We start from the raw sequence: 24,897 nt of genomic DNA on the forward strand, positions 1-24,897 counted from the left end.
AAATCCATGATATTTCCCGCATGACTTTTGTCGAACAGGATCCAACTGAAAATTGCAAATGACCATTAAACTTTAACTTCTTTTTTTACACCTGCACTTGAAAACAAGGTAGGAACAACGTCATATTCGCTACTAAGGCTGACGGGGGAATCAATACAGATCAACGCAATAAAAAATGACCGACCACATTTATCGCGTTTGAGAAGTTTTGATTTTAGAGACAGCGTTTGAAGGGGCCAGACGTTGCAAAAAGAAGAAGTAAATCAGTTGGCGACGGGGACGGATACGAAACACTATCCTCTCACGTCACCTCAAGCTGCTATTTGGCTCGATCTGGCCAAAGGCCGTGATGCTGCACAATATAATATCTGCAATATTATCGAGTTTGACGGCGAACTCGACATTGCCCTGTTACATCAGGCCATTGCCCAAAGTGATCGCGAAAATGATGCTTTGCGGCTGCGCTTTTCAAATCACCAAGGCCAGATCACGCAATTCTTTGCCGATGAATGTCTGCCAACCGATTTTGATGTCATTGATCTGCGATCCTCTGATGATCCAAATGCCGCAGCGTTGGTCGAAGTCAGGGCCTTGCAAAGCAGAGAGCTTTCTTTTGAAACTGGCGAAAACTGTCGCCATCGGCTGTTACAGTTAAGCACAAAGCTTTTCTGGTGGGTCCGGGTTTATCATCACATTGTGATTGACGGTTATGCCGGTCATTTGATCGCCGAACGGGTTGCATCGATCTATAACGCACTTCAAACAAAGACAGCCATTCCCAACTGCCCGTTTCAGCCCTACCGTACTTTCGTTGACGCTGACGCCACCTATGCGAACAGCCCCGCATATCAACGTGATCTGACCTATTGGCGCAAACGCCTGACACCTGACAAGCAACCAACGCAATTTTCGGCCGGTCCGACCCCAAAGACGCAAAAAAATGCGCAATTTACGCGCATGTTGGACGGCGAAACAATGCAAGCACTGCAGAACGTATCGCGGGCATTTGGCATGTCATCGGCCGCATTGACGATGAGCATTTTTGCCATCTTGCTTGGACGGATTACACATCAAAATCATCCTGTCTGGAACATGCCAATCCTTAATCGGCTTGGAAAGGCAGAACGAAACACGCCGGGCACATTCACCTGTGTTGTGCCCTATGATGTTAATTTGGATAAACACAAACGCTTATCGGAATTAGGCAAAGCCATCCTTGCCAAAACCCGCGGTGATCTTCGCCATGCCCGGATAACCCCGGTACGTTTGCGCATGGCAAATCTTGGTGTAAAAAGCCTTTCAGCATCTGGTGCCTTGTTCAACAGTCTCGATGCGGCGAAACCGATTACGTTTGACGGTCTCTCAACCCGGTTCATTAACATTCAGGTCGGCCCAGCAAGCGACATCAACCTCGCATTCTTTAGCGAGACCAGCGTCCCAAACAACTCAAGAGCTGAATTGATCTGGCAATTCGATGCCAATTGCATTGATGAGCAGGCCGTCACCCAGATTGCCGATCAGTTTGAACTGATCCTTGCATCGGTATTGGCAAATCCCGATCAAGATATCAACACCATTGGCAGTGCTGTTGATATTGATCAGGAAAGCCTTGGTCTAACGGGCCAGACACTCGGCACGCCATCCATCCCGTCCCGCCCTGCAGTCAAGACAGAACTCGTTTCGCAGGATGAAAAGCAGCTTGCCGCTGATATCACCCGAATCTGGACCGGATTGATCCGGAATGACGATATTGGGCCAGACGATAATGTTATCGAAGCGGGGGCGCATTCACTGTTGCTGCCGCGTGCTCAATATGCGCTGTCGCAACGAATTGGCCGTGATATTTCGCTGGATGAAATTGTTGAAAACCCGACCATAAACGCCCTGACAAGGCATATCTGCGATACCTGTTCCGATATCAAGACCGTATTGGCCAATGCCGATCAAGATATAGACGCGGCAAACGGCCTAGCGCGCACAAACACTGTTGATATCACGCGCCACCGTATTGCTGAAATTACCTCGCATGATCGCCAACAGCTTGTCGCAGACCTTACCGGCATCTGGGCCGGATTGCTTGAATATGATGATATCGGGGCGGACGACAATCTGATCGAAGCAGGGGCCCATTCGATGCTTCTGCCCCGCGTGCAGTATGAAATTTCGCAACTTTTCGGGATTGAATTGTCCCTGCTTGAGATTGTCGAATGCGCAACAATTAACGCCCTCGCAGACCGTATCTGTGACACCTACCCCAATTTCAAGACCATCCGTGACAGTGCCATTTCTGCCGCCCCCGTGTCAGAAGACCCACATGCTTCCGATCCATTTTTGGCAAAAAAACTGCCCGTCATCTGGCCAAATGGCCTTCACATATTGCCGTTCAGCGCCACGACCCGCAATGAACTCGACAAAATCACAATACAGGCTTGTGCACAACTCAGTAACGATGGGGCAACTGACCGGCTCACCATTCTGGCGACGCAACTGGCAGCAGCCGCGGCCTATCCAGAACGTGTAGCGATCGTTGCGAACGATACGGCATCAGCCATCGACGCGCTTACGTCCAATCGCTCGACAAGGCGCATTGACGCGCGCCTTTCGGGTGATGCTGTCAAAACCTTTTTGCTGTTTCCCGGCCAAGGATCGCAACGTCCGGGAATGGCACGTGCGCTGTTTGACGCCGACCCGGATTGCGCAAAACTGATTAATCTCGCGTGTAAAAAAGTTGTCGGTTTTTCCGGCCCGGTTGACCTGCGTGATTTGCTTTTATCGCCAGATCAAACACCAGCCGAAACAGCAAAGCTTGCTGGCACCGACTATGCCCAGCCAGCTTTGTTTATCTTTGAATATGCGCTTGCAAGCTGGCTGATGCGGTTTGGCGTCACACCATCAGGTCTGGCTGGGCACAGTATTGGTGAATATGTTGCAGCCTGCATTGCGGGCGTCATGTCCTTTGAAGATGCACTGCGCCTTGTTGTGATACGCGGCAAGCTGATGAGTCAAACGGCACCCGGCGCGATGTATGCCCTTTCCATGCCCGAAGAGGAGGTCACAGGTCTTCTGGCACAATTTGGCCCGGGACTTTCTTTGGCCGCAAAAAACGGACCGCGCCAGCATGTGGTTTCTGGTGATATTGCATCGATTGATCGACTTGAAAACCATCTGAAAGCTGTCGGAAAAACTGGCAAACGCCTGATTGTTTCGCGTGCTTTCCATTCTGATCTGATGGACCCGATCCTTGCGGCATTTCGTGACGAAGTTGCATCTATCACCCTGCATCCCCCGCAAATCCCGATCCAGTCGAACCTGACGGGGGCATGGCTGACGGAAGAAGATGCGACAAATCCCGACTATTGGGTGCGTCATTTGCGTCATGGCGTCCGGTTTGCAGATAACATTGACGGCCTTTTGTCATCCTCGCCCGACGCCTTGTTTATCGAATGCGGTCCGGGCAGTACGGCGACCCGTCTGGCGGCTGTAAACGGCGTCAAGGTAGAACACTGCATTGCCCTGCAACCTGCCTCAAACCCCGAAAGCATGGAGCAGAAAACATTTGTGGGGCAGGATGCGCTGGCCCGTGGTCTTGCTGCGATCTGGGCAAAGGGTGCTGCGTTTGCGGCATCTCCCGAAAATGCGATCCCCACGTCAAAAGCCCCCCCACTTCGGCATGTCAGCACGCAAAAGCGGGAAGTTGCCCCCTCAGGTACCACGGATGGTGCAAAGCCCGGTCCCATCATTGCGACTTTTCCGGCTCATCCCGCAGTCGAAGGGCAATGGTTGGCCCGTCGCGATAAGCCCGCAGACAACAGCCATCACATTATTGTCAGCTTCCGCTTGCCGCAAAATACCAGCTTTGAGGATGCAAAACGCGCCCTTGAGCAGGTCATAGACCGCAATGACGCCCTGCGTTCCACATTTGACGAACACCAAGGCCAGCTCCTGCACCGCGTTCACGCCACAATGCCGGTCCAGATCGGTCGACTAAATCGCATTGAAGATATCCGAATTGGGCTGTTTGATCTGCGCACCGGCCCCTTAGCCCGATTTGGCTATGTTGAACAAAACAATTCACATCCGCCGCTTCTCGCACTTGCCATTGACCACATGTGCTTTGACGGCCAATCCGCCCCGATCCTGGAACGCGCATTTCTCGAGGCGTTAAAGGGTATTGAGAAACCTCGTCCTGAAACGGCACAATCCATTGCAGAACGCGGACATAAAGATTTGGCTGGTAGCCGCGGGCAATCTGGAAAGAATTTCTGGAAAGAACGCAGTGAATTGCTGCTGGCATCCCCATTGCCCGGCGGATCGGATGCGACACATCCCGGTCATTCCACCCGCCTGTTTAAAAAGCTGAGTGACGCACAGATTGACGCCTTTAAGACGCTTTCGGCCTGCATCAAAAGCGCCACGCCAACGGCGATCTGGAACGCGCTTATCATGGCCGTGATTGCACGGCACAAGGAACATAATATCGCGGTTCTCGGGCAGCCGTTTTCCGGGCGGCATGGACGAGATAGCCAACAGATCATTGGTTGCTTTGCCAACGTTTTGCCAATTGCGGTCAAGCTCGACATGCAAGCAGGCTTTGATGTCTTGGCCGGTAACGTTGGCCGCGAAACACTGTCGATGCTTGATGTGCAGGATTATCCGTTATCGCGCTTAATCAAAGACTTGTCACAGAAGGCACAGGCGCCGGTCGACCTGCCGTTTGATGCGGTCAGCACCATCGAAATCAACGAAGATATTGACGACATAAGCGATATTGATTTTGGCGCGGGGAAGTTCCCGTTGATGGTAACACTTCTTAAATGTGGTGCCGGATCATTTATCGTCATTGAACATCAAACGTCGCTATATGGCCCCCAATGGGCGGAACGATTTGCCGAACGACTGGTCTCGTTCCTGGGCAAATTGGCCAAAGAACCGGAAAAACCACTAGGCGAAATTGATATTCTGCCCGATGAAGAACGGCAGATTTTGATCGAAGACCTCAACGCGACATATGCCCAATATCCGCGTGATACGGGACTTGGCGAATTGCTGGCACGGCGCATTCAAGACCCGACATGTGTCAACCGCATCGCGATTGACGATGGTGAGAGCAAAATCAGTTACCCCGAACTCGGAAGTCTTCTTTCCAGATTGGCGCGCAAGCTTGATGAAATCGGTGTCCAACCCGGTCAAACTGTTGCTCTTGCAACAGAACGCAATATGGATGCGGTTATCGCCCTGCTAGCGCTGGTCTGGCATGGCAATGTCTATCTTCCCATCGACAAATCCCTGCCGGCAAAGGCGATTGCCGATCTGATGGAAGAATGCGGCGCCAAAACGCTTCTGTGCAGCCCGCATGAACAAGACCGATTGGCGGAACTTTCGACAGGTTTCACCATTGCCCCGCTACCGACCGCAGACATGGATGCGGACACAGACGCAACAACAGCCAAATTCACCCCCCCTGCGAAACGGTCGGGGGATGACCTTGCCTATGTAATGTTTACATCCGGATCGACGGGCAAACCAAAAGGCGTCCTAGTGCCCAACCGGGCCGTTGCCCGCCTTGTTGTGAACAACCCCGCTTTGCCATTTGATGAAAACGACGTCGTAGCACAAGCCGCGTCCCTTGGCTTTGATGCGGCAACGCTTGAAATCTGGGCACCGCTTCTGAATGGCGGGCGCTTGTATGTGATCGACAACGATGTGCTATTTAACCTGTCATCACTGGGGACAACACTTGCCAATGCCGGTGTCACCACAATGTGGATGACAGCCAGTCTGTTTAATCTCATTGCCGATGAGGCACCCTCGACATTTAAATCCCTCAAACGGCTGATGAGCGGCGGCGAAGCGCTTAGCCCCACCCATCTGCGCAAGGTCAGGGCGGACTGCCCGGACGTGATGCTGATCAACGGTTATGGCCCAACGGAAAATACGACATTTACCTGTACACATTTGATCACTGAAAATAACATTGAAAGCGGTCACATTCCGATCGGCAAACCAATTGGCAACACCCGCATCTATGTTGTTGACGGGGACGGAAAACTGGCCCCGGTTGACGTTTGGGGTGAGCTTTATACCGCCGGGGACGGCCTTGCACTTGGCTATACCGGTGCGGCCCAACGCACCGACGCATCCTTCGTAAAGATCGACGGCATCAACGAAGATCGTCTTTACAAAACCGGCGACCGGGTGCGCTGGCGGCAGGATGGCACAATTGAGTTTGGCGGACGTCGCGACGGGCAGGTTAAAATACGTGGCCACCGCATTGAACTGGCCGCGATTGAACAAAAACTTTCTGACTTTGCGGGTATTCGCAATGTCTGCGTGCTGCCGGTGGGTGCCGGTGCAGATGCGTTTCTGGGGGCCGCCATTGTCGCAGATCATGATGAAAGCACGGCTTGGGCGTCAGCCCTTTCGCGTGACTTCCCGGATTACATGGTGCCCGAACGCTTTGTCGTTCTCTCGCACCTGCCGGTGAATGCCAATGGCAAGGTTGATCGCAAAAAGCTGCAAGCCGTGATTGATGATGCCGAGCAAACCCGCCTACCGGCAACAACCGATAGCAACAAGACGGAACAATGGGTCATTGCCCAATTCGAAACATTGTTCCCCGGCAAGGTCATATCAGCGTCTTCTGATTTCTTTGCCCTAGGCGGGCACAGCCTGCTTGCCATGCGACTTGCGGGCCTGATCGAAGCGCAATCAGGCTATCGGCCCAACCTTCCAGAAATCTTTAGCGCCCGTACGGTCGCGAATATCGCCGTGTTGGTCGGCGATGCGCCAGATGCTTCCGCCCAAGACATTCTGCCACACCAGCCGCATACAACCGCTGACCGGTTTAGCCTTTCAAGTGGACAGGCGCGCTTGTGGGTCTTGCAACGCATGCAGCCCGACCTAGCGGTCTATTCAGTCCCGGCAACGTTGGAAGTATCCGGCCTGCTTGATGTCGATGCGCTCCAACGCGCATTGCATAGACTTGAAGATCGACAGCATGCGCTCCGCCTGCGGTTCAAGTCTGATCCGGATCATCATGACGGGGTTCATCAGTATCTGGCACCTACAGGCTCATGGTCCCTGGGTCATCATCATATGGACGAGGCAACGGCAAACCGATTTATCACCTCAGAAATCAGGCGCCCGTTTGACCTTAATGATGCGCCGATGGCGCGTGCCGATCTTGTCACCCTGGGTCCCAAGCGCCACTGGCTGATCATTTCACTGCATCACGCAATTTGCGATGGCTGGTCGATGCCGATCTTGCTGCGCGAACTGGCTGCGTTCTATAGCGCAGAAATCAATCACACAGCACCACAACTGCCAAAACTGGAACGCCATTACGAAGATTTCGTCACCTGGCAGCGTGGCTATCTTAAGGGTGATGAGGGAAAAGCGGCACTTACACGCTGGAAAGAACGGATTGTCCCGGTTGCCGAACCGCTTAATTTGCCGACAGACTATCCGCGCCCGGCCGAACGTCGCTTTGCCGGTGACTTCCTTGAATTCGAACTTGGTGATGCGACAACGCGCCTGATTGATGACACAGCACAGCAGCACGGTGTCACCGCCTTTAATATTCTGACTGCCTTGTTGCAGGTCCTTTTGTATCGCCATTGCGGACAAACTGACATTCCACTGGGCATGTTGGTTGCCGGACGCGAACATTCAGCACTTGATGATGTCATTGGATTTTTCGTCAACACAGTGCTGGTTCGCCAGAAAGTCGATCCGGATGCCTGCTTTGATACTCATCTTGCCGCGACCCAAAAAACTGTCATGGATGCGCTTGCCGATCAGGCAGTGCCATTCGAAGACGTTGTAAATGCGATAAATGCGCCACGTGACCTTTCACGCAACCCGCTATTCGATGTGATGGTTGCCTGGCAGGACAATCTGCCCGAAAACGCGCAGTTGGGGGACGCCAGTGTTTCACTGCGCAGGACAGAGTTTCCATTCGCCAAATTTGATCTTGGTTTTTACTTCTGGCGCAGTGATGACAAGCTATGCGGCACGATTGAATTCGACACCGGTCTTTTTGACCGCCAAACAATTTCCGCCTTCGCAGAACGACTGGAAGCACTGAGCCAAGCAGCTCTTTCCGACATGGTTGACCAACCGGTTTCCAAGCTTTCTATTATGTCCGAGCGTGAATATGCACGGATTGAACAACTTAATGCGACTGACTGTTCTTTGCCGATTGAAAGGCCAATTTCTGAGCCCTTCCTTGATCAGGTAGCATCCACCCCCGATGATATTGCGGTTGTGGATGACAATGAAGAACTGAGCTATGCGCAGTTTGCCCGCCGTGCTTCTGGCATTGCCGCACTGCTGCATGCGCGCGCCATCCGTCCCGGTGATGTCGTTGCCGTTGCCATTCGTCGATCCGTCAATATGCTTGCAGCCATTCACGGTATTCTTCTTGCCGGTGCCGCTTACAGCCCGCTTGACCCCGATCATCCAGAGCAACGCCGCAAGGATATGCTTGAAGATCTTGGCGACGGTTTTGTCATCACCACACCAGATTTGGCAAACCTGTTTGATCCCGCAAAAACCATCCTGCTTGATGGCCATGAAGATGCGGACATTCCCGCCCTTTCACATGGGCCGGATGATCTGGCCTATGTTCTGTTTACATCCGGATCAACCGGTCGACCAAAAGGGGTCGAGATTGCCCATCGCGGGGTCCTTAACCGCATTCTTTGGATGCAGGATGCCTTCCCGCTTGGCCCCGACGATGTGATCTTGCAAAAAACACCGATCACTTTTGATGTGTCGGTCTGGGAATTATTCTGGTGGTCATGGACCGGCGCAAAGGTTGTCTTGCCTGCGCCCGGTGCCGAACGTGACCCACGACAAATCGCAGATGCAATCTTCGACAATCGCGTCACGACCATGCATTTTGTGCCCTCGATGCTGGCGACATTCCTGTTTGCCATTGAAAGCGGCATGGTTGAAATCGGCAAACTGGCGACCTTAAAACGCGTTTTCGCCAGTGGCGAAGCTCTTGATGCTGCAGTTGTTCAGCGATTCAACACATTACTGTTCAATGAATTTGGCACGGAACTTCACAATCTTTATGGCCCGACAGAAGCAACCGTTGATGTCACCTGGCAAGCATGTTCGCCGCATATAACAGGCAATGTTGTCCCGATTGGAAAGCCGATTGCCAATACAACGGTGCAAGTTCTTGCCCCTGATTTTTCACCTGTCCCCATCGGGGTTAGCGGTGAAATCACATTGGGTGGGCCGCAAATCGCACTGGGATATCGTAACCGCATCGAACTAAGTGCCGAAAAATTCCCGCCTGATCCGGCATCGCCAAAACAGCGTCTTTACCGCACCGGCGACCTTGGTCGTTGGCGCCATGATGGCACGATTGAATATCTTGGCCGCATCGATCATCAGGTTAAAATTCGTGGCTACCGGATCGAATGTGGTGAAATCGAAGTGGCCCTTGAAAGCCACCCGGCAATCGAACGTGCGCCGGTCAAGCCTGTCAAGATTGCGGGCCTTTATGAATTGCATGCCTTTGTTCTTGGTGCAGACGATCTGACAAGCACTGCGCTGCGCGAACATCTGCGAACACGCCTGCCGGAATACATGATCCCCGCACGGTTCTTCAAGATCGACCATCTGCCACTGACCAGCAGTGGCAAGGTCGACCGCAAGGCTCTTGCCGGTGTCCAAATCCCGACCAGCAAAAGTAAAACCGCACCATCGAACAAGACCGCGGCAAAACCTGTGGCACGATCGACGGAAGCAAAAAGTGATCTTGAAGCACAGATTACGGTGCTTTGGTCCGAGGTTCTTCCCGATGTTCGTCCGGCACGTGATGACGGGTTCTTTGACATTGGTGGAAACTCGTTGTTGTTGCTGCGTTTGTTTGAAAAAATTGATGCCCGCTGGCCCGGGAAAATCAGTATTGCAGACTTGTTTGCCAACCCGTCAATTTCCCGGCAGGCGCTGCTTCTTGGCGCGGAAGACGAGATCCCAGCCGACACACGCATTCAGAGTTCCGAAAGTGCCATTCTTGCCGATGATGAACCGATTGCTGTCATCGGCATGGCACTGCAAGTTGCAGGTGCGAACACAGTTGAAACATTCTGGAAAGATGTCGCATCGGGTCGTGATCTTGTCCGTCCGGTGCCATCCGATCGAGAAGCCGATGCCCGCGAAATCTTGACCGCACTTGGCAAACCCGTTCCACCACGTTTCCGCGAAATCGCCTATCTCGAAACGCTTTATGAATTTGATGCGGCACGTTTCCGCCTTGCCCCGATTGATGCCGGGCTGCTTGATCCGGAACAACGGCTGTTCATGGAAACCGCCTTGATGGCGATGGAGGATGCCGGATATGGCGGCAACGCCCTGAATGGTCAGAAGGTCGGCGTATTTGCCGGTGGTGGCAGCAACCCGGCTTGGCGCATGGCGATGGAACATATTCCGCCCGCCAAGGCCGAGCAGGCCTTTGCGTTAAATGTGCCATCCAACATCGTGACCCGCCTGTCCTTCCTCAAAGACTGGCACGGTCCGGCCACTGTTATTGATACCGCGTGTTCGTCGTCACTGGTTGCCGTCCACCATGCGTGTCAAAACCTGCGCAACGGGAGCTGCAAAGTCGCCATCGCCGGCGGGGCAAAGATTTTGCCGTGCCCGCCCGGTGCCGATAGCACCTTTACCATCGATTCTTCGACCGCGCGGACCCGGGCCTTCGATAAAGATGCCGATGGCACCGGCATGGGCGAAGGCAGTGTGATATTCGTCCTCAAACCCCTTAGCAATGCGATGCAAGACGGTGATCACATCCATGCTGTCATTCGCGGCAGTGCTGTCAATCAGGACGGCACATCAAGTGGTGCTGCGGCCCCAAATCCGCTGATGCAGGCGGAAGTCATTCGGGACGCCGCACGCTCGGCCGATATCGATCTTTCAAGCGTTTCTTACTTTGAGGCGCATGGCACCGGCACATCACTTGGCGACCCGATTGAGATTGATGGATTGACCCGTGCTTTCGCAGGCATCACCAATCAAAAGACCACCGCCTTTATCGGATCAGGCAAAGGCAATTATGGCCATCTTGACGGAACCGCCGGGGCACTTGGCCTTGCCCGTGCAATCATGGCTCTTCGTCATGATCAGGCACCGCCGCAGCCCCATTTTGTAATGCCCAACCCCAAAATCAATTTCAATCGCGCGCCGGTAAAGGTCGCGCAGAAACTTGAAAAACTCCCTGATCTTGGCACCGCACGGCGCGCTGGTATCAGTTCGTTCGGTCTGAGCGGGATCAACGCCCATATTCTGATCGAAACCGCACCACAGCCAAGTTACCGTTCAGAAAATACAGATGGCATAGACCCGACCTTTATTGTCGCATTTTCGGCCGGAAATGCTGATGCATTGCGCCAATATGCGGCCAACCTGCTGCGCCGTATTCAGGCAGATACGTCATTGGACCTGCGCGATATTGCTTTTACCTTGGCATCCGGACGTGACCATCTGAAACACCGTTTTGCGTTTGCAGCCAAAAACAGATCAGAGCTTCTTGACCAGTTGCTTGATATCGCAACCGGCATTGAAACCGGAACAGACGCAAACCACCCGATAACAGAAAAATCCTGTCAGGTTGTGCTTGAAAACCCGGCTGACGCATCCTTGCATGTTGCGCATTATCTTAACGGTGCGCAGCTTATCTGGCCCCTGACGCAGAAGGCCCGACGTGTTGCTTTACCAGCATCGCCATTCGTCCGCAAAACCTGCAAACCTGTCTTTGAGGTTCGTCCACAGGCCCAAGCACAGGCACAAGCACCCGACATGCTGCGCGGACCAGTCGAAACCCCAACGGCACGCGTATTTAGCATTCTGATTACCGGTCCCGATTTCTGGCCGCTTAGCGAACATAAACTCAATGGCCGCCCGACTGTTGTTGGTATGGCAATACCGGCTTTGATCGCAAAAGCCGCCGCCCGGCTGGCCCCGACGGATCAAGTCATACAATTAAAAAATCTGGTCTGGCATAGCCCGCTCATAGAAGACGCCTTGGCGGATGGCAATATCAGCCTGTCGTTTACCGAAGATGGACATGTTGAAGTAGGTGCGCGTCTTAAGAATGGAAAATGGCGGGTTTTTGCTACTGCATTCTGGCAAAGCGGTGTTGTTTCTCCAGATCCCGGAACAATCACGCTTGATGACATGCGCCATCGCGCAACTGTAACTGCACCCAATTCACCCTTTAGTGCGCAGTTCGGCCCTGTCTCGGTCAGTGATCGCTGGGATTGTCAGCAATCCGTCCATTATGATCCTGAAGAAACTCTGCTTCTAAAGCACCTGCGCCTGAAAGATGACTATCAACGCGATATGATGGAATGGCCATTCCATCCGGCAATCGCCGATATCGCCGTTAGCATGCCACTTGCAAAAATGGGGACGGGGTACGTCCCTGTCGGGATTGATCAGATCACGGTGCATGGTGGTTCATGCGGTGACATATATGCAGGTTGCGAGATCCGCGAAAACGGTTTGGGAACGGTTGTATTATATGATGCGAAAACCGACAGACCGGTTTTATCGGCAACGGGGCTTAAATTTGCCAAATCCGGTGAAACCTTACAACAATCACAGCCGGAGCTTCTTGCCACCGTCTGGCAAAAGGCCCCCCTTGCCGGGGCAGCCACACCTGATGATTGTCTGTTTATCTGTGATTCTGACACTTGGCCCATTCCGGACAATTGGGAAACGGTCCATCCCGATGCGTTTTCAAAAGATCACCTAACCAACAGAAAACATGTTGTATTGGCGTTGTCAGAAGAAGATGATGACGTCGCACACAGCACAGCGAGCCTCCTTCAGAAAACCTTAGTGGGGATGAATGGTCCCTTGCGGTTTGTCATTGTTGGACATGGTGCCTTCACGCTTGAAAATGATCTTGTCACGCCAAATCCAGATCACGCATCCGCCGCCGGCATCGTTTTGGCCTTATCCAAGGAAGAGCCGCTGCTTGATATCCGTTATCTCGATATCATACCGGCCGAGTTTCCTGATTACCTTGGCCCTGAATTAACGGCGACGGCAACCAACGACCCGATCGCAGTATACCGGGATGGTGTTCGCTATAAGCGTGATCTGCGCCCTGCGGCCTATGATCAGTCCAGTAGCTCCGTGAACTGGCCAGATCATGGCGTTTGCGTGGTAACCGGCGGCACTGGTGGCTTTGCCCTTGCCCTTGCAGAAGAATTCTCGGCCAATGGGGCAGTTCAGCTTGCCCTGATCGGGCGAAGATCAGAAGATGCGCTTGCGCAGGACACCAAAGATCAGCTCGACGATTTGCGCAAGAAGGGCGTCAAACTAACGGTCCTGTCCTGTGACATTTCCGACCTTGGTTCTCTTGACGCAACGCTCACCGACATTCGAAGCCAGATGGGGCCGATCACTGCTGTTGTACATGCTGCAGGCATTGCCGATGGTGGGTTCCTTGCCCGCCGTGACTTGGCAAACTTTGACGACGTCCTGCGCCCGAAGATTACTGGTGGTCGGAATCTTGACGCCCTCACCCGCAATGATCCACTTCAAGCATTTGTCATGTTCGGAAGCCTGACAGCCATTGCTGGTGCACCGGGGCAAACGGCATATTGTGCGGCCAATGCATTCCTTGACGGCCTTGCCTACCTTCGTGCTTTCAATGGTCGCCCTGCCCTGTCTATTGACTGGTGTGCGCTGAGTGAACAAGGCATGGCTGCGCGGAACGATGTCCGTCTTCAAGATGGCGCGTGGATTTCGCCCAAAGCCGCGCGTGCGTTGTGGAAAGACGCTATCCGTCATTCTGATGCACAGCTGGTTGTTCTTGCCCGTGACCGGCTGAATGCAACACAGGCGATTACACCATCTGTCCCCCACAATGCGCATGAGAAAACTGTTACGCGTGACCTTCCCGCAAAGACAGAACCGGCTGCGGATATTCATCAGACGATTGCCGGAATTTGGGCAGAAACACTTGGGTATGATGCGATCCGTCAGGACGACGATTTCTTTGGTCTGGGCGGTGATTCAATCACTGGCGTCCAAATCGTTGATCGCATGAATGCCGAGCTTGGTCTTTTTCTAACCATATCGGATTTGTTTTCTGCGCCAACCGTCGCATCGCTGGCACAGATTGCAAACATCCAGCCAGCAGCAGAATTAAGATCAACAACGCCTGCAACTAGACCCGCTCATGAACAGACTGTAAGGGTGTCGCCAAATATCACCGAGACGACACCTTCTGCTTTGAACGCAATCTGCAGCATATGGGCAGAAACACTTGGATATGATGACGTCGATCCAAAAGATGATTTCTATGCACTGGGTGGGGATTCGATTACCGGCATGCAAATCGTTGATCGACTGATCCATGACCTTGGCTATCGCGTCAGCCTGACCGACCTGTTTGAAAACGCAACCATCGAACAACTTCACGCGAAGATCGTGTCTGTCGAAGACACCCCAAAGATGGAATTGTCAGAAGCCCCGGCAGCGTTCACTCCGGCGCCTGTTTCCGGTGTTCTTGATGCTTCTGGCGTTTCAGATGATCCGCGCCGCGCCCCGCCGCAAGATTTCTATCCGCTTGCGCTTGAACAGATTTCGGTCCTGAATGCTGCCCAAAAAGGCAATATGGGCACGGCCTTTAACCTGCCCAATGCGTTTCGTTTGGGGGACAGCATTGATGTTGACCGTTTGGTGACAGCCATCCGCAGTTTGACCGAACGTCACGAAATACTGCGCACCCGCATCATCAGCAATGATGCCAATGAAAGCTGGCAGATGGAAATTCTGCCCGCAGATCAGGCAATGCCTGATCTTGCGGTTCAAACAGTTTCAGGCACAGTTGAAAATGCCTGCAGTGCACTGATCAAGCCGTTCGATCTGCAACATGAGCTTCCTGTTCGCTGGAATATCCTGCGTGATGATTTTGGAGGAACACTCGTGTTCTTTGATATTCATCACGTCATGGCGGATGGCTTCACGACCGAGGTTATTCTTGGTGAACTGTTTGGTCTTTATTCCGGAGCGACGCTGGCCCCTCTAAAATACCAATTGCATGACTACGCATGGTGGAGCCATACCGACGAAAATCAAACTCGGCTAAGTGCTGCCAAGGAATATTGGCAGAAAATATATGCGGACCGCATACCGAAACTTGATCTGCCATCAGATCGCCCGCGTCCGGCCTATCACACATTTGATGGGGCAATCACCAGCTTCGAAGTCGATATTGACTTGCTGCGTGATGCCCGCAAATTCGCATCCAGTCAGCGTGTCACCATGTTCACGCTCGTCATGGCGACTTGGTTTACCATTCTTGGACGCATCGCCAGGACCGATGATCTGGTCATTAGTGTCCCGGTGGATTCACGTGATGCAACGGGTTTCCGGAACATCCCCGGAATGATGGTCTCCTTACTACCTTTGCGCATGAAGCTGGATGCAGATGAGACAATTGCAAACCTGCTAACCCGCATGCAAGAATCCCATGTTGGTGCCATGCGTCACCGTGCCTATTTCCTTGATCAACTTTTGGCCGACCTTGCCCCCCCGGCCGCACCTGACCGGACCTTGCTTTCGGAAGTTTCCGTGTCCTATATGAACTATGAAGCAAGCAAGATGGCACCGGAACATACCGGCTCATCGCCACAGTATGTTCAGATTGATCGCCATCATTGCAAAAATGACATTTCAATCTTTGTCCGCGACCTGCCTGACAGAATGATGATCGCATTCGACTACTATGCGGAGATGTTCGACAGCACCTCGATCGAGGCGTTGGGTGAGGTTTTTGTCGGCACCTTGCAACGATTGATCCAGTCGGGCCAAAAAACCCTTGATCACATTTCCTTACCGGCCCACCGGGCGATTGATGCACTTCAATTCTGGGATAGCAGCGCAGCAAATATAACGCCGGTGGCTTCAACCCCCGGCCCTATGGAATTGACGGGATCAGACGATGCTTTGCAAACTCAAACCATCGTTGCCCAAGTTTTCAGCGAGGTGTTCAAAACCGATATTACCGATCCAGCCACCAGCTTTGTTGCGCTTGGTGGACACAGTCTTATGGCGATCCGTATCGTCAACCGACTGACAGATCGAACAGGCAAACGTATCAGCATGGTTGATTTCTTTGCCAACCCCACGATTGCGGAATTGGCCAACCTGATTGCGCGGGATATGGCGCCTGCCTCAACTACAGAACACAACACTATTCCAGCCGCTCCTGCCATGGCGGTTTATCCTGCCAGTCATGCTCAGAAGCGGCTCTATCTTTTATCAAAGATGGATCAGAATAGCGGTGCATATGGCATGCTGTTTGTTCTGCGGTGCGATGGTTCGTTGCAACAAGACAAACTTGCAACCGCACTACGTGGCCTGATTGAGCGCCACGAAACTTTGCGAACCGAGTTTATCGAACAAGATGGCGTCATAAGCCAGCGCATCCATCCGACATCAACGCCGGACGTCAAATTCAGCGACATTTCAAAGCATCAAACCATTGCCCGTGAAGCACTTCGCCTGACCCGTCAAGAGGCCGCAACCCCCATCTTGCTCGAACAACCGCCATTGATCCGCGCACATATCATCAAGGTTTCCAATGATGAGGAACTGCTGGTCATTGCAACCCATCACATTGTCGGGGATGGCTGGTCATCGCGCATTCTTGTAAATGAACTCGGCGCATTCTATCAGGCTGCAATGACGAAACAGGCACCTGATCTCGCCCCTCTTCCAATCAGTTACAAGGATTTTGCCAACTGGCAATCCTTACAAGACTGGACAGAAGCAGAAAGCTACTGGCGCGACAAACTCCAAGGCGCACCAGACACCATTGCATTGCCGACGGATCACCAACACCCTGCCATACAATCATATCGCGGCGCACATGCGCACATGATGATCAAAGATGACGTGTTGCATGGCCTGCACACATTGGCACGAACGCATAACACCACTCTTTCCGCTGTCGGCATGGCACTGTTTTCTGCAATGCTGTATCGTCTTACCCGTCAGGAAGATATGGTCATTGGAATGGGCGTCGCCGGGCGGGAAAGAACCGAGACAGAAGGATTAATCGGGTTCTTTGTTAATGTTCTGCCGATCCGCGTTCAGATGAATTCGGAAACAGAACTATCATCATTGATCGACAGTGTTCATTCAAATATCACAGCGGCACTTGATCGGCAGGATTATCCGTTTGATGAGTTGGTCCGCGCCATCGCGCCCAAGCGTCATGGAAACCGCCAACCGCTTATGAATGTTGTTTTTGAGTATCAGCGGTTTGGCGCACTAACTGATGAAGGCAGCAAAAAGGGACTTCCCGTGACGAGGCCGGGCCATCAAGGTCTCCTGCCTGACAATATGGATGAGTTTGTCGACAATACTGCGGCCAAGCATGACATCATCCTGTTCCTGACAGAAGAAGCCAATCAGGCACGCTTCACACTGGAATACGACACTGATCTGTTTAACGCGGAAACAATGCAGCGCTGGTTGGCATTCTTGTCCAGATTTGCCGAAGCCGCTGCTCAAAACGCAACGAGTAAAACACCCAAAGGGACCGATTGATGAAGATTGCCGACTTTGACTTTGACAGTTTGGAAACGGCCCTGATTGAACCGGACTCTTCAAAGGGTGCAGACCTTGGCAGCATCATTGATGCATTTGTCTCGGTTGCGTCGTCCAGTCCCAATAACATTGCCGTTGCGGATGAAACCGGCAGTTTTTCGTATGACAATCTGGATCGTCTGAGCACACAGATTGCCAATTTCATCACCACCCTGAACCTGTCAGGTGAGGCTTTGATTGGCGTGATGACGGGACGTAATCGTCATTACATCGCCGCGATCCTTGGTGTTCTGAAATCCGGCCATGCGTTTGTTCCGCTTGATCCAACTGTTCCTTTGGCGCGCCGTATTTCAATCGCACGCAATGGCGAAATCCCGCTTGTTCTGGCTGACAAAGCCAATGTCGGTGATTTGCATCAGATGCAATGGCGCTGTGCATGTATTGATCATATTCTGTGTGTTGATCACGATGCGATTGACAGCATTACCGAATTGCCCGGCTCCCTGATGTCGATCGAATTATGGGATCACCTTGCCGGGGATGATGCCGACAATGTTCTTGCGGGCGGGTGGAAAAGCGCGTTCACAGGACAGCCGATTGATCAGTCTGCGATGGATGCCTTTGGCGCCAATGCGCGAGACAAGGTGTCCAATCTGGTTTCAGACAATGCAAAGGTTCTTGAAATCGGTTGTGCTTCGGGCTTTACGATGAAGCATGTTGCCCCGGTTGTCGGGCGCTATGTCGCAACAGATCTATCGCGGCGCAATGTCGAACGCACCGAAGAACTTGCGATCAAATCCGGTATGTCTCATGTGATGGGCCGCCAGTTGGCTGCGCATGATATTGACGTGTTTGAAGAAGGTTCTTTTGACCTGATCATCCTGAACAGCGTCATCGAAAACTTCCCGGGATTTGGCTATCTTCGGCAGGTACTGGCAAAAGCGGCCAAGCTTCTTGCCCCCAATGGTGCCATTTACCTTGGCAATGTCTGGGATGCTGATCGTCGTGACGATTATCTCGGCGATCTTGCACAATTTGCCACTGACAATGCCGGTAAGGGATATGAAACCCGTCTTGATTTCCTTGAAGACTTGTTTGTTTCCGAAGCCTTCATCAAGGACTGGGCGGCCGAACATGGTGGATTTGCGACACAGCGATCGGTCATAAACGCGCCGGGTTTTGATCCCGCCCCATATACCTTTGATCTTGTCCTTACCCCGGACAGAAGCATCACACCTAAGACCGGATCAAAACAGCGATATGATGCATCCAACCTGACGCGTTTTGATGATGCGCAATTTCCCCGCGTTCCCTGCGTGTCTGCCCCTTCTGACCTTGCCTATGTCCTGTTTACCAGTGGGACAACCGGCACCCCAAAAGGGGTAATGATCGAGCATGGATCAGTGGTCAACCTTGCCCGTTCCGTCCGCGAGACGCAGCTTGATCTTATCGCAACGGACAGTCCCGACATCAGCCTGAACCTTACATGTGTTGCGCCATTTGCTTTTGATGGATCAATTGTTCAGATTTTCTCAGCCATTTTGAACGGTCATAGCCTGCATATTCCCGGTTTTGACACCCGTACTGATCCTGAATCTTTGCATAATTTCGTGGTCCGTCAGAAAATAGATCAGCTTGATGCGACACCAAGCATGTTCTTCCTGTTGCTGAGATACTGGCAACAATCGGGGCAAACCTGCCAAGCAAAGATGGTCGTTTTGGGCGGAGAGCCGGTATCGACCGACCTTGTCGAGCAATTCTTTACCCACCCCGAACATAGCAACTGCAAACTGATAAATGCTTATGGGCCGACAGAATGCTGCGTCTCAGCCGCGCAATATGTCATGACGGCCAACAATTTCCGACAGATCCTGCCACCGCCGATCGGAAGTGCTATCAAAGGTGTACGCGTTGATATCTGTGATTCGAAAAACCGTCCCCTTCCCAACGGTGTCCCTGGTGAAATACTGATTGGGGGAGCAGGCGTTGCCCGCGGATATCTAAATGATCGCCATCAGAGTGAACTGAAATTCATTACCCGTCCGGATGGAAGCCGCTGGTATCGCAGTGGTGACATTGGCCGCAGACGCAACGACGGCGAAATCGTCTTTATCGGCCGTGAAGACAGCCAGATCAAAATACGCGGCAACCGGGTCGAGCTGGGCGAAATTGAATCCGCACTCACCAAGCACCCGCTGGTCAACCGTGCAACCGTCATCCTGCACAAAGCAGATCATCAAGGCACAGAAGCCATTGTTGCTTACGTCACAACTGACGATGGCTTTGACGTTACGAACTGCCGCACCCAGCTTGAACAGACCCTGCCATCCTACATGGTTCCCGGCTACATCATTTGCCTTGATCAGATGCCTTTAACGTCAAACGGCAAAGTTGACCAATCAAAACTCCCCGAGCCGGCAGGAAGCCGAACCGCTGTATCAACACGCCCTGTTGTTCCCCTTCAGTCCGACCTTGAACATCAAATTGCAAAACTGATGGGAGCTGTTCTTGATTGTGCAATCAGCGATGCACATGCTGATTTCTTTGAACTTGGCGGCCATAGCGTGTTGGCAGTTCAGTTTCTGTCCAAGCTCCAGCAAGCGGTCGATGTCAAAATCCCGCTCAGCGACCTGTTCAGTTGTTCATCTGTTGCCAAACTTGCCGCACGCATCGAAACACGCAGGCAAGATGAAAAGGCCAAAAGCCCGGTTGTTTCGGTTAATCCGGACGGTAAAGATATCCCGATGATATGTTTCCACCCGGTGGGCGGCAACATTCTGTGTTACCAGAAACTCGCCCAAACGTTGGGACCGGAACAGCCGATATACATGGTTGAGGCACGCGGCCTGGACGGCGGCCAGTCTTTAAATCCGACCGTTGAAGAAATGGTCGCTTACTATCTTCCAGCAATCCAGGAAGCTGTTCCCGAGGGACCGGTACGTGTGACCGGCTGGAGCTTTGGCGGGTTACTTGCATTCGAGGCCGGCCATCGACTGTCTCAGATGGGGATTGATGTTCGCAGCATTACATTGCTTGATGCGATTGCAATTCCTGATTCCGTGCGAGAGATGCTGCGCAAGGACGAGGCTGAATATCTTGCTGACGTCTTTGGCGAACTCGGCATCGTTAAATCTGAAGAACTCCGCCCTCTGACCCCGGAAGAACGTATTGACTATCTTTTGGACCAAGGCAAAAAATCTGATCTTTTGCCCCAAGGGGCAGACCGCAATACAATGCGTCGATTGCTTGCAGTATTTCAGAACAATGCGCTCGCCGCTGTGCATTATGTTCCACCGAAAATCGATGATATCGACGTATTGCTGATCCGTCCTGAAACTGTCGTTCGGGGTGCGCCCTATATGGCAAAAGATGACTTTAACGGCTGGCTTGGTTTTGTTGAAAACAACATCTCACTCGCCATGGTGCCGGGAACTCATGGGACGATGATCACTGGCCCCGATGTCCGTCCGGTGGCGAATGCTATTCGGGAACAAATGATCCGCACGAACTAGATGGGATTGCTTTGAAAGTTCGTTCAATTTTGCATTCTTGCCATCGATGTTGCGCAGTTATTCCCAGTCCGGATCGGCAGTTTTCATGTCGGTCCGGGCTGGCATTGTCAGGGCAAGCCACCCCTTCTTCCCCGGCCAGACATGTGTTTTGTATTGCGCAAAATTCTCATAATGCAGAACAAAACAATTTCCCTGTCGCGTGATATTTGATGAACAATAAAGTGCGAGCGGTGTCATCATTCCAGTCGTAAGCGCCTTTGCCAGACTTTCCCGGGCAGTCCAGATCAGACTGGCGCAAGCGACATCCGACAGACCAAGGTCCGCAAACCGACCTTGCGTCTTCTCGTCAAGGCCGGACAAGACAGGGGCAATATCCTGCTGTGTTGGTAAATCGATATCGACCCCCATTGGATGGGCCCGATGAAAAATCAATGCCACGGCGTAGCTGGCTGAATGCGAGATTGAAATTCCTACTTGCGCAACATCACTCGCCGAGCTATCCGCCAGCAGAATTGGCTGATCAAAAACACCCTTTTCGACCGAGATTTTCTGCATGTCTGCGGATGGGCAATGGTGTTTAAGTGCCAACTTTGCCGCCAAACGCCCAGCCGTATAGCTGTCCTTGCGGCGCATATGTTCGAACCTGTCGCGACGATCCATTTCGCGAGGATGAAAATATGAACGGATCAAGGCGGCATCATTGGCAGGGCTATTCACCGTATCAAGGTCGATCACAGCCAATGTTGCCCGCAAAAGATCAGGCGCGTCAAAGCTGTCTGAAGCAATCGGTCGATCCATCAGCAAGGTCTGAATTTTAACGGCGTTAGGCACAAGCAATTTAAGACCTCATTTGGCGAAACAGAATATTCATTGCCCCATAAACAAAAAGAAATGCCCAAAGCATGCTTTGGGCATTTCCGAATAATATCAGTGTTCCGGTTTAGGAAAACCGTTACGCTTTGGCAGTAGCTGCCCCGCCGGTCGACTTGGCAGTTGTCGTTTTGCCACCCTTAACAAATTCCGATGCCTTACGTTTGCCTTCTGCAAACTCATCCTGGAATTTCTCAGATGCTTCATCTGCGTCAAAGTTGGCAACCGTGCCACCCTTCGCAAAATGCCATGCAAACACACGACCAAGCGCATAGGTGCATGCAGCCGCAAAAGTTGGCATTGCAACAACACCAAAGATCGTCCCGACAACCGGCACCCGACGGATCAGGCTCGCCGTGGCATAACCGACACCGGTAACCGGCAGAACAGTTGCCACCAAGGTCGAGATGGAACTCTTGATTGCATTTTCCGAGAAGGGAATACCGTAAGCATCACAAAGCTTCGCAACCATACGAAGCTGGATCGTGCTACTTGTCGCCATTTCAAGGAAAGGAATTGGCACAAGCCCGCCAACTGCTGCGTAAGCAGCGTGACGATGAATGCACCCGCGCACCAAAGCGCGGAGTTCGGCTGCTTCTTCTACCGCAACTTCTTCAGTCTCTTCAACGTTCTCTGCTTCGCTCATAATCGCCTCTTTGCAAGTATCTGTTGGCCGACAGGTAAGCTATTAAAAACATATACTGTCAGCAGTTTAACCCAACTTATAGTTTATCGCAATCGACAGAAACCATTACTGTTTAATGTCTGCCTTCATCTCAGGTTGCGCTGCGGGTTCGCGGCCGGCGGGGGCTCCTGCAGCGGAACTCGACGCATCATAGATCGGCGCAATGGACTGCATGACTTTTTGCATTGTGCCCGGTGCGGCTGGTTGTTCCGGCGCTGAACCGGAAGGAGCCATCTGCGATGCCGAAGCAGGCTGCGATGCGTTTGGTTTCATCGCCGGTTCCGGGATTGCAGCAGACGATCCACGGCCTGAACCCGGTTCGCGCAATCCGGGTGAGATCGCATTCTGTGGTGAAATCTCCCCGCCACGGGCATTGAAATCACTTGCCGATGGCAATGTATTTTCCTGATCACCGGTCAATTCAGCGCCTGATTCTTCGGACTCCCGCGATGATCCGGGCGCATCCGCAGTATTCAAGATAACCGGCAGACCATCCCGACCACCAATGATAATCGTTTTGCTGTTTTTGGATGTTGCCAGCGACATGGTGGCTTCAATACCGCGCAAACGCAGATATTCTTCGGTGATCGTTTTGGCGACGATATCCTGAAACTCACGTATACCTTCGGCTTCAATTTTTTTACGCTGCTTTTCTTTTTCTTCGCGTGCCAGTCGGAAATCATATTCCAGCATGGCCTGATACTGTTCGGCTTTGCGCTCGATCGCATCGGCGACACGCTCTGGCAGTTTTACCGACCGGATCAAGACATCCTCAACCGTGACCAACCGTCCCTGAAAACTTTGATTGACCAGTGACGAGCCAAGTTGATTGACCATCCGTTCAAGAATTTCCGCCTGAATAAAAGCACGGGTTTCGGTGTAAAGCTGTTCAGGGGTATAGCGTGAAATCAACTCACGCGCATGCGATCCGATTTCCGGATAAACAAGAACTTCCGGGTAATTCGGCCCGACAAGTTTATGGAGCATACCGGCCGCTTCGCGGTTGATGCGATACCGTACAGCAATATCAACTTCCATCGAAAGACCGTTCGATGAAATCGTGTCATAGACACGTGCCTGATTTTGCAAACGGGCGTCATAGATGAACATTTCATCCCACGGGAAGATTAACTGAACCCCTTCACCATAGGTATGTTCAACAACAGTCCCGCCAAAGAATCGATACCACATAACCCCGACATGCCCCGACGGGATGGTGATAAAGATTTGTGGTGCTAACGCGATCATACCAATCAGCACAAAAAAGATCGTGATCAGCAAACCGGTCTGAAAACGTTGAAGAACGTCGTGCAGCCAATTGACGACCCGCCTGACGATCCCGGCAGGGCGCGCATTTTCATCACCGCCATTTCCAACGCCGCCAGCAGAGGCTGTGGTGCCATCAACCATTCGTTATCTCGTTCTCAAATGCGTCTTTGTGAAAAGTCGATTGCACGTCAATATTCATCCAAATCCTTGATTTTCTCGCGCACGTCCCGTGATGGCCGGGCAACGATCTGCACCAGAAAATCACCAATCGGCGTGATAACAATCGCCAGAATGAAATGCCCCAAGAAGCCAAAGGACGTCTTGCGCCCCAAAAGACCGCAAACGACCGCAGCAAGGAGATAAAGTATAATAATCATCAAATGCATAGCTTAAATTCCGCAGCCTTGAGTTTGCCCTGTCTGATCAATCAGGCCGCCTTGGCACCCTGCGCGACCTTGAAACCTTCTTTGAACTTTTCTTTAAAGTACGGCTCTGCCTTTTCCGGATCAAAGTCCTGCAAAGTCCCGCCGATCGCATAATGCTTCAGAAATACCCGGCCCAGCGCATAGGTAAATGCGGCATTGAAACCGGGCATGGTCAGAATACTCAACGTTGAACCAACCACAGGAATAACTTTGGCAAGCCCCGAAAAAATCCCCGTCGCCAAAAACGATTTTCCCAGAACACTCCCGGAAAGACTGGTCATCATCGTCGCAATGACGGCCTGCCCGCTGTTTTTCTGGAAATCGACTTGATACAGGCTGCTCAACTCGGCCAGCATCTTTAGCTGTACCGCGACGATGGCTGCCGAATCGAGAACGGGGATCGGAATCAAGCCAGTACCAGCTGCCCACATTGTATTACGTCTTACAATGCCGCGTCCCAGCCGATTCTGCTTGTTGCGTTTCAGACGCTCCAAACGTGAATTACCCATATCGCTCCCCGGTTTTATTAGGCCTGCAAAGCATAAAC

At 52.3% G+C, this 24,897-nt stretch carries 7 protein-coding genes; 2 read left to right on the top strand and 5 right to left on the bottom strand.

Translation table 11 applies throughout. From position 1 onward, the window contains the following. Positions 1 to 243: 243 nt before the first annotated feature. The gene (locus RIC05_RS12075) at positions 244 to 17,589 is read left to right on the top strand and encodes a non-ribosomal peptide synthetase/type I polyketide synthase (RefSeq protein ID WP_350048630.1); all 17,346 of its coding nucleotides are present in this window, start codon (positions 244 to 246) and stop codon (positions 17,587 to 17,589) included. Then, positions 17,589 to 21,101, top strand: a complete 3,513-nt coding sequence (locus RIC05_RS12080) for an AMP-binding protein (RefSeq protein ID WP_350048628.1) — start codon at positions 17,589 to 17,591, stop codon at positions 21,099 to 21,101. The genes RIC05_RS12075 and RIC05_RS12080 overlap by 1 nt, the downstream gene beginning before the upstream one ends. Before the next feature lie 57 nt (positions 21,102 to 21,158). Here the strand turns inward: RIC05_RS12080 and RIC05_RS12085 are convergent, their stop codons facing one another. The 5 genes from RIC05_RS12085 to RIC05_RS12105 all read right to left on the bottom strand — a co-directional run bounded on the left by RIC05_RS12085 (position 21,159) and on the right by RIC05_RS12105 (position 24,844). Next, positions 21,159 to 21,899 carry a 4'-phosphopantetheinyl transferase family protein gene (locus RIC05_RS12085; protein ID WP_350048626.1) on the bottom strand — a complete coding sequence of 247 codons (741 nt, stop codon included), beginning with the start codon at positions 21,897 to 21,899 and terminating at the stop codon, positions 21,159 to 21,161. A 154-nt stretch (positions 21,900 to 22,053) separates the two neighbouring features. Next, positions 22,054 to 22,617 (bottom strand): YcjF family protein, encoded by a 564-nt coding sequence (locus RIC05_RS12090; RefSeq protein ID WP_350048624.1) that lies wholly within the window; start codon positions 22,615 to 22,617, stop codon positions 22,054 to 22,056. 105 nt (positions 22,618 to 22,722) lie between these two features. After that, a complete protein-coding gene (locus tag RIC05_RS12095; protein WP_350048622.1) occupies positions 22,723 to 24,066 on the bottom strand; it encodes a prohibitin family protein in 1,344 nt (447 codons plus the stop codon). A 47-nt stretch (positions 24,067 to 24,113) separates the two neighbouring features. Next, complete coding sequence (locus tag RIC05_RS12100; RefSeq protein WP_350048620.1) at positions 24,114 to 24,311, bottom strand: hypothetical protein; 198 nt, start codon at positions 24,309 to 24,311, stop codon at positions 24,114 to 24,116. A 41-nt stretch (positions 24,312 to 24,352) separates the two neighbouring features. After that, complete coding sequence (locus tag RIC05_RS12105; protein WP_350048618.1) at positions 24,353 to 24,844, bottom strand: YcjF family protein; 492 nt, start codon at positions 24,842 to 24,844, stop codon at positions 24,353 to 24,355. Between the last annotated feature and the right edge of the window lie 53 nt (positions 24,845 to 24,897).

Source organism: Thalassospira sp. (assembly GCF_040218635.1).
Taxonomy (GTDB): Bacteria; Pseudomonadota; Alphaproteobacteria; order Rhodospirillales; family Thalassospiraceae; genus Thalassospira.

What these genes read in the sequence shown, in the direction of transcription:
- RIC05_RS12085 (WP_350048626.1), bottom strand. Translation starts at nt 21,899, where the DNA reads ATGGATCGACCGATTGCTTCAGACAGCTTTGACGCGCCTGATCTTTTG.
- RIC05_RS12090 (WP_350048624.1), bottom strand. Translation starts at nt 22,617, where the DNA reads ATGAGCGAAGCAGAGAACGTTGAAGAGACTGAAGAAGTTGCGGTAGAA.
- RIC05_RS12100 (WP_350048620.1), bottom strand. Translation starts at nt 24,311, where the DNA reads ATGCATTTGATGATTATTATACTTTATCTCCTTGCTGCGGTCGTTTGC.
- RIC05_RS12095 (WP_350048622.1), bottom strand. Translation starts at nt 24,066, where the DNA reads ATGGTTGATGGCACCACAGCCTCTGCTGGCGGCGTTGGAAATGGCGGT.
- RIC05_RS12080 (WP_350048628.1), top strand. Translation starts at nt 17,589, where the DNA reads ATGAAGATTGCCGACTTTGACTTTGACAGTTTGGAAACGGCCCTGATT.